Origin of the sequence: Lysinibacillus sphaericus (assembly GCF_000600105.1) — a bacterium.
GTDB classification, from domain to species: Bacteria; Bacillota; Bacilli; order Bacillales_A; family Planococcaceae; genus Lysinibacillus; species Lysinibacillus sphaericus.
The window spans coordinates 3,728,023-3,741,316 of record NZ_CP006837.1 but is presented as its reverse complement, the minus strand read 5'-3'; the positions used below and the strand labels follow the sequence as shown (position 1 = coordinate 3,741,316).

The following is a 13,294-nucleotide window of genomic DNA, read 5'->3' as shown; positions in this document are numbered from 1 at the left end:
CTTTATAGGACTAATCACCATTAAATACTTTGAATTAATTCGCTATATTTTAGGGAAAGTAAGTTTAATGAATAGTTTTTAATTTTATCGGTTGCAATAATACCCGTTAGGATACATTCAATCATTTCTTTATATTGATAGATTAAATGGACTTCCTGCATAAAAGATGAATCAATCGTAATGCCGTTCGTCATCGTTTTTAAAATTACTTGTTGCTCTTCATATAAGTAAACTAATTCGAATTTTGAATTATGTATTAATGTTGTAATTTCTGGAAAAATAGTAGCGTCGTTTAAAGCCGCTACTATATCGTCGACCGGCTTTACACCTTCTATTGATTGTAAATACGAGAAAGTTTCTCTTAGTTTTTCTTCTAAAAAATCAGTACTCATTGAAAATGCTCCTTCGTGTTTTGCTTCATCCATTTTAATCATTTTATGATTATTGTATGCCTATTTTAGTGGTAAAAATTATTAAAAAAACTTACTTTTTTTTGAATTAATCGGGATAATTTCATTTTAAATAAATAATTTATAGTAGTAAATACTATTTAGATAAAATCGTAAATATGGACTATACTAATGATTGTTGTCCATTTTATTAGGAAAAATGGTTTGGTTAATGCGCATTTATTTAAAAATCTATTATTTTCGGTTTAAAATAAAAGTAGTAAAATATAAAAAATAAATTTTCACAGCATTTTATGGAGGTGCAGAGTATGAATTATGTTAGGGTCGAAATAATTGATACTGTGGGGTTAAATCCAAGGGAAAGAAAAATGTTGCAAAATACGGTGTTAAACTTTGTTGCGATGAGCAATGCGTTAATTTTGAAAGAAGATGTCGTGATGAACCCGTTGGAACCCAACAACGAAAATATTGGGATGATCTTAATTTATGCCAAATCACTGAATGAAGAACAGTGTAAGACAATAACAGAGGCATTGTCCAATCGATTCACCACGTATTTTAAAATGACTGAGTTGGATTTGGAAGCGCAAATTAGCGTTTATTGAACGATGCGACGTGCAGTCTTTGTATATAAGCTAAAACGCCACGGGAAAAATCCGTGGCGTTATTTATTAGATTATTTATGCTAAAGCACAATGCTTAATTTTTTACATAATAAGTTAATTGAATCCGAGTGTCTTCGTTTAATTTATAAGCGATGATGAGCATATATGTGCCTTGTTCTTCGTGTGAAAGATCGATTGTAAAGTGGTCTGTATTTGGTGTAAGTTGTTCCACATCTACGTAGATTTCTTTCATTGTTTTCGTATTTCTTAGACCGATTTGATAAGGGTTTAAGTATTGACCATCCAAACCTTTTACTAAGTTCTCAACCGTCGCTATAGGACCTGTTAAGCTTGATACTTCCACAACTTGGGGCTGCGCAGTGATAGTATCCAATGAACCTAGACTTTGCAATGGTGAGAAATCGGTAATACTATTCGCCGAAATATCGAGAGATGTTAAATTTTTAGCATATTGTAAGCCGTCTAGATTTGTAATACGGGCATTGGGTGCATGTAGACTAGTTAGTGTAATCATATCACCTAATGTGATTTCCCCAGACAGCCCCAATGTTTGCTGAATTGCCTGTTTAAGATTGTTATCTGCAATCGGTATGATTTGAGTAAAGTCAATAGCGATAAGGGCAGCTTTAGTGCGTGTTAATTCCTCTAACGCTTCATCGATTTGTGCTTGAGTTGCTTGAGGGTTGGCAAGTACTTCCTCAGCTTTTGCTATACTCGCTTGTAATGCTTGAATGGACTCCGCTGTATAGTTTTCTATAGGAATGGCTTTGGCATCCTCTAGTGCTAGCGTTAATGATTGTGTAAAAACGCGCTCTGCATTAGCGAAATGTAATTTAGTATCTCCCCATGAAGCATGGTCTGAACCGTTGCCATTGCCGCCATCAGTTACGACCAGTTTTAGTTCTTTGGCCCCTGTAATGCTTACTTCAATGTATTGTTGAGGGTCTCGCGATTGCATCAAGCCACTGTCAAATTGCTTCTCTCCATCAACAAACACTTGGAATGTTACAGAGCCTACCGTACCGTACATTTGACGGTCTACACCAACAAAGGCAGTGAAGAAATCGGCATTTTTATCGCTTAAATCATAGATAATTGTAGAGTTTGAATGGGCGCCGATACCTCTTTCGTATGCTTTCTCACGACCATCATCACCTGTTAGGCGAATGGCATTGTGACTAATAGAAACATCTTTTAATGGTGCTGTATAGCTGTTTTGTGTAGAGTGCCATTGAAAATCAGTTAAGTAATGATAATCATCCATGTTAACTACTGAAATCATGCGTTTTTTCGATACTTTATTGCCATCACTGTCGACAACCGTATACGTAATGTCATAACGGCCAGCGCGATCGAAGTTTACTTGATCTAAGCCCGTTACTTGTACTTGAGATGTTAAATCGCCATCTTCAGCATCAGTTGCCACATAGCTATCGTCCATGGTAATCGGTGTTCCAACTTTTGTTGCGATTGATTTTGCAATTGTTAGTTCTGGTATCCCGTTTGATACATAGAACTTAGCATCAGCAAAGTTAGCGTGATCTGATGCATTACCATTGCCAGAGTCATGTGCAATCAGTTTTAACTCGTTAACACCTGCAAGTGGAACTCTTACTAATTTTGCTTCTGTTTGATATTTCATCACGCCGCTGTTATATACTTCTTGTCCATCAGCAAGTATTTTAAATGTTACGCTAGAGTTAGTGTTTTCAGCTATGTTGCGGTCAATGCCAACAAGTGTTTCGAAATAATCATAGTTTTTGCCTGTTAAATCGTAAACAATTTCAGAATTCGCATGCGTACCAATACCTTTGGCAAAAGTTTTTACTTCACCATTCGTTAATACTTTAATTGAACCGCCTGATGATGCTTTGTCTTTGTTGACGGTACTATACGCTGTTTGTGCCGATTGCCAACCGATGTCAGAGGCGAATTTTTCATCGCTATAAACATAGACAGTTCTTGTCGCTGTGACGACATTATGATCACTATCTGTTACGGTATAGTCGACGTGGTAAGTGCCTGTTTTCTTCGTATTAAAACCGTTGGCAGTGACTTGGATTTGATTACTAACATCACCGTCTTCGATATCAGTTGCTGTTACATCGCTTAGTAAATCGAAATCACTGTTTAATTTCACCATCGTCAAATCTTCAGGTAGCGTTAAAGTAGGTTGACTCGAGTCTTTACCGAACTTAGCATCAGCCCAAATCGTATGGTCTGAAGAATTGCCACTATCATTGGCATCTGTTGTAATGAGCTTTACTTCCTTTGCTCCTGTAACAGGGATATGGATGTAGCCGTGATCTGTGTTTGCTTTGAATACATCACTGGCAAATTTTTTCTCGCCATCGACCCAAACTTCAAACGTGGCAGATGAAGCTTTGCCTTTTGCCACTTGATCAATTCCGATGTAACTTTCAAAGAAGGTAAAGCCTTTACCTTCTATGTTATATACGATTTCTGCGTTTGCGTGTGCACCGAGTCCTTTGGCATACGTTGCCTCAACACCTTGTCTTAATAACGTAATGGTGCCACCTGCAACAGATTTATCTTTTTGTAATGAACCCCAACCAACTTTGGCAGAGCTAGCTGTCATATCAGAAATATACTGCATATCACTTACGACATTGACAGTCATAGTTTTTGTTTCTTGGATGCCTTCATCGTTGATTTCATAGACAACTTCGTAGATTCCTTTTTTTGTCATATCTACTGTGTTCGATTTAATAACGACCGTATTCGTGATATCTTTGCCACTATAGGAAATTGCTTTAACATAATCCATAGGATTGAATGTTTGATGTAGCTTGACTGTAACCTTATCTTCAATAGATAGGGTAGGGGTAAATGCCTTTACTTCTACTGGTTGAAGTGCAGTTAATTGTTTATCATAGCCAACAACTTTGTACGTGTAATTTTTTGTACTATCGATATGTTGATCGATAAATTGTTGAGTACTTGTAAAGCCGATTAATTCATTATCTCTAAAAATTTCATAACCTAAAAAGTCATCTTGCTTTTCTTTATCAACGGATAAATAGAGCGTATTTGTTTTGGTAGCTTGGTTTGATGCCAATGTTACGTTTACTGCTTTTCCTTTCAAACCATTCCCTTTATAGTCGACCGCACTATTATTTAAATACCATATTTTTTTATCTGGTTTTGGATACTTACTTGTTTTTGCTCTTGTTTCGTCCGTTACGACAAAGCCATGACGAGCAAAGTGTTCACTTAAATCTAAACCGAGCGCTTCAGAAGAAAACTCGACTAAATATTGTTGTTTAGAACGTTCGCCATCTGTTAGCGTGACATTTTTTTCGCGGTAAAGAGCGTTTAATTTTCCCCAATAGCCAGGGCTATACATTTCAAGTTGCCAGTAAACGGCTAGTTTTTCAAACAAACCTTGATCGTTATAATCTTTTGTGTTTTCTTTCAATACGTTTTTATAAACGTTCGCTTCATATGGAATGCGTCCATCGATTTTCCCGTAAAGTGCTGACATATGTTGTGGAAGCATATTGTTTGTTACTTCGCCGATTGTTCGTACACCTATATCCATACGGTGACCGATTTCATGGATAAGCCCCCATGAACCGCCTTTTTCTTCTATCGGAACTAAAATATCAGCCACAACATCATCCAGTGTGCCAATATGATCACCAGCTGCATACATGTACGCATAAGGCTGTGCAAGTCGTACGTTTTCTCTTATTAATTTTGGATCATGTTTTTCACTGCGCCCATCTAAACCGTAATACTTAAATAATTCGTCCATAAGGCGATTATACGATTCAATGGTTTGGAGCGGGCTATAGCCATTTTCTATATAGGTTTTGTAAGCACCTGTTGCAGTACCTGTCCAAAATAAATGGTCACCAACGACTTCTACAATATCAAGCACTTTGCGATCTTCAACATTTGGATGCTTCGCTATATCTTCATCAATTTTTTTCTTATAGTCGATTAAAAATTGTTTGAACTCCTCTACGTTTGTAGACTTTGTTGCAAATGGAATTCTCTCAATACCTTCGAATCTTAAGGTCGGTGCTTTACCTTGCTTTTCCGCTGTATAAGGATTTTCAATATAGATTGTGCCACCAGGTGTAACGGCCTTCTTATTATAAGAAGTTTTAGGGATGGCAGGAACAGTGATGACGTTTTTACCGACTTTTAAGCTGACACCTTGTCGCCAACTATTCCAAGCACCTTCTTGTTGTGAAAATGCCAAGCGTGGTAACGGACCAGTTGTTGATGCGTCAACGTAAACGGTAATTTGATCACCCGGTTGGGCAGCAAGGCCAGTTGGTTGTAAATTGTTACCGAAGCCGAATTTCAATTGTTGATTGGCATGTTTGACCATATCCCCGTGTTGCTCGGCTACTATAACTCTTCCTTCTGTAACCACTTCATCGTTCATTATTTTTTTAGCTAATTCGATATTGTCTTTATAAGTAGCATATAGTGGATGTGTTTTCGCTTCTTCTTCTAAAGCGTTAATATGTTCGATGCTGTTGAATGCAGGGGAAACTGTATTCATCGTTCCGTCAGTAAATAACTGCGCCATTTTATCGTCTAATGTATCTTCTTTATAGAAGGCTAATTCAGAAAGTGTTGCCCAATTTTGATTGGATTTAGTGAATTTAAATTTCACCCGTTTAAATGTCGTCGGTGCAAATTTTGCCTCTACTAATCCTGCGACCATGTTATGTTTACCTGTTGAGACAAGTTCATAGGTATCGCCTTTTGACGTTTGGGAAGCGTAAATTTCAAATTCCTCGGCAAAGCCTTTACGGTCAGAAGGTCTTGCTCCATAAATAATACGATTTAATGTAACAGGTTCTATAAATTCAACTTCTACTTCATTTGAGAATGTAGCTGTGTTGCTTTTATTTGTTTCCCAATATGTATGAACATCGCCATCGATGGCATTTTTGATAATGGCGCTCGCATAGTGTCCGCCATTGTTGGTAATTTCTTTAATGTTTGCCTTATCCATTCTAAATAACTTTGAATACGCTTCGTTGGCATAATGGCTAAATGACGAAGTTAGTGCAGTTGTCGCTGTAATTTTTTCATTGCTTAGCAGTGCTTTCGCATTGTCAATATCTTCTTTGAATTGTACGTAGAAGGGGTGGCCTTGGGTTTCGACCTCTAATTGATTGATAGCATCTATGGTGTTGAATTTGTCACTTACAGCGCTCATTGTATTATCTGTAAAGAGTGTCGCCATTTTGTCAGAGACAGAATCTTCTTTATAAAATTGAAACTCGGATGCACTTGCCCAATCTTGGTTTGCTTTCGTAAAAACAAATTTTAGTCGTTTAAATTCTGTAGGGTTGAATTGGATTTCGACGATATCTCCAGTAGAACCTGTATATTGTCCTGATGAAACGAGTGTAAAATCATCGCCTGTATCTGTAGTGGAGCTATAAATTTCAAACTGCTGTGCAAAACCTTTTCCTTTTGTAGAAGATTGACGAGCTGCATAGACAATTCGATTTAATGTAGATGCGTCATGGAACTGAATGATCACTTCATTAGTGAAGGAGGTACTATTGGGTTTCCCTGTTTCCCAATGGCTGTTCATATCACCATCAATCGCTTTATCTATAGTAGAACTTCCATATTTTCCGCCGTTGTTCGTAATCGATTGAATGTTTGCTTTCGCTATTTTAAATACGTCATCGTATGCTTTTAAAATATCTGTTCCGTACAATTCAAATTTTTTCACCGAAGCGATGGAATAATTAGTATGAGCTTCGGCTGAAGTTTTAACTATATCTCCACTTGGATTTTCAGTGGCTAAAACATTCATTGGACCACCGACTAAATTTAAAGCAAGGGCAGATACTGCTACAATCTTTACTACTTTCATCTAAATTCCTCCTTATGCATTTTTCTTACAGAGTACATAAAAAAGCTACTCAAAAAAGAGTAGCTTTATTTTAAATAAGGCAATCATAAAAAATCCCACATTATAATAAATAGCACTAAAAAATGCCTTTCATAAATTATATTAATATACAATTATCAGTGGGTTGTGTGTTACGTCCTTATTAAACAAAAAGTAGTATGTACTCTTCGGCAACTGGCAGACATAGTTATTAAAAACCTTAGTCCCTATAGCTTTGCGTCCCTAAATTTCTTTAGGTTTGCCTATTCAATTTTCTACAATAAAGAATAGCATAAGGAAAATCATTGCCAAAGTACAATTTGCACTATATTTTACCACCTATAATTCGGGTAAAATGGCGAGGTTTTTTTATTGGGCGAAAAATAATGTCATTTAATGGTGGTTCATTTGTTATGTGTAAAAGACTTTAGTAAGAGAAAAATGGTTTATCTGTAAACTACTTATGTCATGGGTACTGATATTGAAAATATTTACAATAGGTGAAATAATAGATTTGATACTATTTAATGAAAGGAAATGGTCTACATGTTATATAAATTAAATAAGTCCTCCTGGGATTATGAAAAGGTAAAAAGAGTGAGTCTTGATGCGATTGGTTGGAAAGAGAAGGATTTAGAAAGGTTAGTATCTAAACATCTGCAAGATTTTATATCTAGCAAAGATTTAATGACAATATTTAACGAGCGTCCAAGACAAGAAGAACCCGATATTTTAGCTGTTGATAAAGATGGCGATTTATACATATTTGAATTGAAAAGATGGGGTTCAAATCAAGAGAATTTGTTACAAGTATTGAGATATGGTCAATTATTCGGCAATAGTAGTTACGATGAGCTCAATGAAAAATACCTCAAATATAGCCAAGGTAATATATCGTTAATGGATGCTCATAAAGAGTATTTTGGTAAAGACGCAAGTAATCAAATTACCCAAGAGATGTTTAATAATAAGCAACATTTCATTGTTATGACAAATGGCTTAGACCAACAAACGGTAGAAGCAATTATTTATTGGAAGAAGAACGGTTTGACTATTGATGCCATTGTCTACTGGATATTTGAAGTGAATGGTGAACATTATATTGAATTTAATATGTATTCGCCAATTGAAAGTTATTTAGAATATGAGAGTAGCGCCTACGTTTTAAACACGAATCATAACAATAATCCACTAACGACAGATGAAATGTTAACTGGAATGAAAGCAGCGGCTTATCATAAAGGATGGCAAGAAAAAATAGAAAAGATTCAAAAGGGCGATATCGTATTCCTTTATAAAAGCGGAGCTGGCATTGTAGGATACGGAAAAGGTTCTGGTAAATATAACAAGCAAGACTATGATGGCTACGCTAATGCAGAGACAAATACACCTTTACAAGATTTTTGTACATTAAAGCATCCATTAAGCGCTTCTGAAATGAAAACTATTTGTGGACAAGGATTTAACTTTAGACAAACAATGTTCTCAATTAGTGAAGAAAATGCCAATAAATTAATGCGAGTAATTCAAAAACATTACTTGTAACATTTTAGGAGCGATATTCTAGCCGTTTAGCGTTACCGCGGTTAACAAGCTTCCATCACCATTTACACAATCTTCTACGTCATTATGCGTAGGAGGTTTTTTATTTTTGTTTGAATAGCGAGCGGCAGCGATATTGAACTGTAATGTTTAGTTCATCTTCCGTTCATTTTCAGTTCATGTTGTGTTCATGTTGACTCTATATTCTAAGAATGTAAAAAGAAATAGGAGGGGTTTAAAATGAACCTAGCTTTAAAAGAAATGAAGAAAAATAAAGTGCGATTTGTGATTTTAGGTTCGATTGTTTTTCTGGTGAGTTTATTAACCTTTATTATTTCGGGTTTGGCAAATGGATTATCGCAAGACAATGCTGCGCTTATTAAAGATTTACCAGCGGGGCAGTTTTACATGAATGAAGATGCAGATGAAACATATAATCTGTCTAGAATAGATAGCAGTACCCAAGATGAAATTTTAAGCAAACAAAAAGATGCTGTCGCCTTTTCTATTCAAATGGGCTTTATCAATGATAAGGCAGGAAAGCAACAAAGCGTGGCATTTGTAACAGCTACCGATTCGCCGTTATTTGCAACTGTTAAACATGAAGAAATTATTTTAGATAGTTCATTAAAGGATAAAGGTATACAGATAGGCGATACAGTAACGAACAATCAGTTTAGTGGCAAGTTTATTGTAAAAGATTTTGTTGAACAAAAGAAATATAGTCATGCGCCAGTTGCCTATATTAGTATGGAAGATTACCAAGAAATTTATCGAGTTAAAGAAATGCAATTAGTGTTTACACCAGATGGGGATGCCTCACAAGCGTATACAGGATTACAAGCTTTTTCAAAAAGTGATTTTTTAAATACGATACCGAGTTATAGCGCAGAACAAATGTCTCTTAATATGATTGTCTGGTTTTTAGTTGTCATTAGTGGCATGCTGTTTGCAATCTTTTTCTATATGATGAACGTTCAGAAGATTGGCTTATACGGTATTTTAAAAGCAATTGGTTTAAAAACAAGTAAGTTATTCAAAATGATTTGGACACAAATGATTGTGATTACTGTGATTTCTCTGGTGCTATCTATTACACTAAGCCAAGTTTTTAATCAGTTTGCACCACAAGGAATGCCATTTAGTTTAAGTTTTGCTACAATAACGCAATTGTCGATTGTATTCCTTATTATTGGATTTATCGGGGCTACCATTTCAGGGATCCAAATTAAAAAAATTCAACCATTACAAGCGATACAACAAGGAGAGGTCTAATATGACACAATTTACAATGGAGAATGTTAGAAAAACGTTTACAAATGGTGAAGTGCAGGAAGAAATATTAAAAGGCATTAACCTGACCCTGAAGGAAGGTGAAGTAACAGCATTAGTGGGCGCTTCAGGTTCTGGTAAAAGTACTTTGCTAACGATTGCAGCAGGTTTGCAACCTACAACCGATGGGCAGGTAATCTTTGAAGGGAAAAACATGACGACATTAAGTGCAGATCAAGTTCGACAAGTACGGGCAAGTAAATTTGGCTTTGTCTTTCAATTTGCACATTTAGTTCCGTTTCTTACAGTAGAAGAACAGCTCCTGCTGATGTTGGAAGTATCTGAAACGCCATTAAAGAAACACGAGCAGCAAAGAGAGGTAGAGCGTATTTTAAAATTAGTAGGGATGGATCATCGCAAAAATGCCTATCCTTCTTCATTATCAGGTGGGGAAAAGCAACGAGTTGCGATTGCCCGAGCGATTATTCATAAACCGAAAGTGCTCTTTGCAGATGAGCCAACAGCAAGTCTCGATTCGAAACGATCGAAGGACGTAATGGAGTTAATTCGAAATCTTACTAAAACATTAAATATCACGACGTTAATGGTTACACATGATGAAGAAATGCTTATGTATACAGACCAAGTCATTAAAATGAATGACGGTAAAATTTTGCAAAATGTAAATTAATAAAATGCGCAGAAAGTGTTAGATTGATTAGCTTCAATCTAACACTTTTTTGCTGCGCCGTTGTTGTCCGCTACGGCGGTGCTTTCCTTTCGCGACCGTCGCTAACGCGCAGAATGCTCGCGTCTTATATCGTGTGCTGTTCTGAGCTAGAGTCATCGCCTTCGCTCCCAACTACTAGTGAACACTTCTAATTTTTTATTTTTGAAAAAGCATTAATGGCTAAGTTCGCATAATAAAAAATTTATGAACATCTTTCCTTTGTCTCTTATTTTGCAGTAAGCGTTAATCCTGAGAAGTCAATTCGAATACTTTACTGAATCGGAACTAATATTTCGCATAAATGATTATCAATCATTTGCGACGTATATCTTTCAATTATTGGTTCTTGTCTCATGATTAGCTGATGTTGCTCGATTTCTGAAAAGACAGTGCTCCAAAATGTGCTGATTGCTTCTTTAGTATGGTCGAGCAAGAAAACAGCGTATTTCCCGCCGCTAAATGTACCAACATGTGCAGGTTTTGACACATGGAAATTTTTATGAATCATTATGCCGACATCATAACGGCATTGCTCTTTAGGTGTTATTTCGGGATTATCTTGCGCTATGCCGAATATGGCTGATTGGTTCAACAAGTCATTTAAATGTGCCCATTGTTTAAAAGACTCCATTAACCCTTTGTTTTGCCGTTCACCATATTGACCAACGTTTCTAAAAAAGGCAATTTTTGAAGCGGGTAATTCTTCAATTGTGATTTTCATTGTATCGTCCTCCTTCTTTAGCTAAGGTAATATGATTAAAAATGTTTCTCAAGAACTTTTTTAAAAGTAATGAAATGTTTTAATTCTTCCGTATTCTATTATTCAAAGCAAATTTGCAAGAACCCATCGTGTGGATGATGGCATTTTTTATGTTTTCTATGTCATACCTTCTAATTAGGGGGTATGCATGTTGAGAAAAATAGTAATGTTTGTTGGTGTATTGCTAGTAGCTATAGTTACTTTTAACCTTGTCGATAGGCTTTTAGTAGCCGATACTTCAGAAAATAAAGAAGGGCAAGGTTCATTCGTTAGTCAAGAACAATTAAGTATGGCTACATTGAAAGATAAGTTGCGTGCAATATATGTTGGAGTAGATGTGAAAACGACACCAAAGAAAGAATTGGTGTTACAAGTTGTTGCGGACGAAGATTATTTTAATTTGGTAACAAAGGATATGGAACAAATTGCTAAAAGTGTGATAGCAAACTCTCCATTTATGGACTATACGCTTGTTTTTGAACGCTGGGAATTAACCTCACGGGATGAAGAGGATATCAATCTCGATAATGGGGTATCCAATTTTATTAAAACGATTGTGGAAAGTCTTGAAAGTTATACAGTATTCAAACATGTAACGACGGATCACCAGTCTTTCATTACTATCCAAACGACAATAGATAGTTCTGAGAAAGACGCGGAAAAATTAGCGCTGGAGATGGAAGAGACAGTTTATGAAATAATTAATTTTCAAAACCGAAATGAGCAATCTCAGAAGCGTACATATGACATTAAAATAGTGAGTGCTCAGGGAAAAGTATTAAATCGATAAATGGTGAAATTGTGTGGGTGACAGGCACTAAAAAAAGCCGTAACATGCGCTAAGTGCGACATGTTGCGGCTTAAATTGTATGAGTGACAGGCACTAGCCTTTTAGGAAATCGGGTTTAGCGAAGCTTGGGTTAGGGTATTGGTAGAAGCCTTCACCTGTAGCTCGTCCTAATTTACCTTTATCGATATACTCTGTTTTCAATAGGTTAGCTAATTTTTTCATGTTTTCATCCCCTGTAGCGGCAGCTTTTGCTTCTACAATGTTATGGGCTGTATTAATACCTACAACGTCTAAAATAGCAAATGGACCAAGAGGAGCGCCAGTACCAATCATCCATGTTTTATCAATTGTTTCAGGGTCAGCTACTTCTTTCACTAATAGCATTTCTGCTGCATCTAAAAATGGCACTAGTAAAGAGTTTAAAATATAGCCAGGCTGTTCTTTATATAAAGGTAGTGGTACCATGCCGATTGCACGTGCAAATTCCACCACTTCATCAAATACTTTCATATCTGTACCTGGGTGTTTCATAATTTCAGCAGTATTGTTTACCCAAATAGTATTAGCAAAATGTAATGCTAAAAATTTCTCTGGACGCCCTGTTGCTTCTGCAAATTGGCTAGGTAATAAAGTCGATGAGTTCGTAGCAAAAATTGTTTTTGCGGGTGCAACTTTACCAAGGTTTGTGTAGAATTCAGTTTTAATTTTTACAACTTCAGGAATAGCTTCGATAACTAAATCAGCATTTGCTACAGCATCTGCTAAATCACTATTAAATGATAGACGAGCGTAAGCAGCATCCACTTCTTCCTGTGTGGCACCTAAATCGTGCTGGTACAATGGTTTTAACTTTGTAATACGCTCTTGCGCATTTTTTAAAGCTTCGTCATTAATATCGTATACAGTAACGTTAAATCCTTTAAAAGCAGACTGATAAGCAATCTGGCTTCCTAAAACTCCGCTTCCTGCTACAGTAATATTTTGATAATTCATCTGACTTCCTCCTCTGATAATGTTACATCGATATAATAGTTTCGTTACAAAACGATTTCCTTGTTACACTCCCATAGTACTGCTTCCAACGAACTAAAATCAAATAATAAACTCAATTATTATAATGATATAAAAATATGTCTAATTACTGTAAAAAATTATCTCCTTAAAGTATGTGCTGATGGGGAATAAAAATAACGGCTCTACCATTTTTTTTTGATAGAGGTCTCTGATACTAGATGCGTACTGTACAAAGGTTAATATTATGAGTTGAA

General features: G+C 36.0%; 9 protein-coding genes and 1 riboswitch. Of the genes, 5 read left to right on the top strand and 4 right to left on the bottom strand.

Annotation, left to right across the window (positions count from 1 at the left end; genetic code table 11):
- Positions 1–20: 20 nt before the first annotated feature.
- Positions 21–392, bottom strand: a complete 372-nt coding sequence (locus T479_RS18145; protein WP_025220440.1) for a hypothetical protein — start codon at positions 390–392, stop codon at positions 21–23.
- Positions 393–718: 326 nt separating this feature from the next.
- Between T479_RS18145 and T479_RS18140 the strand changes: the two genes are divergently transcribed.
- A complete protein-coding gene (locus T479_RS18140) occupies positions 719–1,015 on the top strand; it encodes a hypothetical protein (RefSeq protein WP_025220439.1) in 297 nt (98 codons plus the stop codon).
- A gap of 94 nt (positions 1,016–1,109) precedes the next feature.
- Here the strand turns inward: T479_RS18140 and T479_RS18135 are convergent, their stop codons facing one another.
- Positions 1,110–6,914: an NPCBM/NEW2 domain-containing protein gene (locus tag T479_RS18135; protein ID WP_025220438.1), complete on the bottom strand. Its 5,805-nt coding sequence runs from the start codon at positions 6,912–6,914 to the stop codon at positions 1,110–1,112.
- Between the two features lie 205 nt (positions 6,915–7,119).
- A riboswitch (cyclic di-GMP riboswitch) is annotated at positions 7,120–7,206 on the bottom strand.
- Between the two features lie 272 nt (positions 7,207–7,478).
- Between T479_RS18135 and T479_RS18130 the strand changes: the two genes are divergently transcribed.
- The 3 genes from T479_RS18130 to T479_RS18120 all read left to right on the top strand — a co-directional run bounded on the left by T479_RS18130 (position 7,479) and on the right by T479_RS18120 (position 10,437).
- Entirely contained in the window at positions 7,479–8,477 is a 999-nt protein-coding gene (locus T479_RS18130; RefSeq protein ID WP_025220437.1) for a PDDEXK family nuclease, read from the top strand.
- A gap of 237 nt (positions 8,478–8,714) precedes the next feature.
- Positions 8,715–9,749: an ABC transporter permease gene (locus T479_RS18125; protein ID WP_025220436.1), complete on the top strand. Its 1,035-nt coding sequence runs from the start codon at positions 8,715–8,717 to the stop codon at positions 9,747–9,749.
- Position 9,750: 1 nt separating this feature from the next.
- Positions 9,751–10,437, top strand: a complete 687-nt coding sequence (locus T479_RS18120) for an ABC transporter ATP-binding protein (RefSeq protein ID WP_024364202.1) — start codon at positions 9,751–9,753, stop codon at positions 10,435–10,437.
- Between the two features lie 310 nt (positions 10,438–10,747).
- On the opposite strand, the gene T479_RS18115 is transcribed toward T479_RS18120, so the two are convergent.
- The gene (locus tag T479_RS18115) at positions 10,748–11,197 is read right to left on the bottom strand and encodes an AraC family transcriptional regulator (protein WP_025220435.1); all 450 of its coding nucleotides are present in this window, start codon (positions 11,195–11,197) and stop codon (positions 10,748–10,750) included.
- Positions 11,198–11,387: 190 nt separating this feature from the next.
- Between T479_RS18115 and T479_RS18110 the strand changes: the two genes are divergently transcribed.
- Positions 11,388–12,026 (top strand): hypothetical protein, encoded by a 639-nt coding sequence (locus T479_RS18110; protein WP_137036915.1) that lies wholly within the window; start codon positions 11,388–11,390, stop codon positions 12,024–12,026.
- Between the two features lie 93 nt (positions 12,027–12,119).
- Here the strand turns inward: T479_RS18110 and T479_RS18105 are convergent, their stop codons facing one another.
- Complete coding sequence (locus T479_RS18105; RefSeq protein WP_338016146.1) at positions 12,120–13,037, bottom strand: 3-hydroxyacyl-CoA dehydrogenase; 918 nt, start codon at positions 13,035–13,037, stop codon at positions 12,120–12,122.
- Positions 13,038–13,294 lie beyond the last annotated feature (257 nt).

Bases quoted from the DNA above. Each gene is read 5' to 3' on its own strand.
- T479_RS18145 (WP_025220440.1), bottom strand. From the start codon at position 392: ATGAGTACTGATTTTTTAGAAGAAAAACTAAGAGAAACTTTCTCGTAT.
- T479_RS18140 (WP_025220439.1), top strand. From the start codon at position 719: ATGAATTATGTTAGGGTCGAAATAATTGATACTGTGGGGTTAAATCCA.
- T479_RS18135 (WP_025220438.1), bottom strand. From the start codon at position 6,914: ATGAAAGTAGTAAAGATTGTAGCAGTATCTGCCCTTGCTTTAAATTTA.
- T479_RS18130 (WP_025220437.1), top strand. From the start codon at position 7,479: ATGTTATATAAATTAAATAAGTCCTCCTGGGATTATGAAAAGGTAAAA.
- T479_RS18125 (WP_025220436.1), top strand. From the start codon at position 8,715: ATGAACCTAGCTTTAAAAGAAATGAAGAAAAATAAAGTGCGATTTGTG.
- T479_RS18120 (WP_024364202.1), top strand. From the start codon at position 9,751: ATGACACAATTTACAATGGAGAATGTTAGAAAAACGTTTACAAATGGT.
- T479_RS18115 (WP_025220435.1), bottom strand. From the start codon at position 11,197: ATGAAAATCACAATTGAAGAATTACCCGCTTCAAAAATTGCCTTTTTT.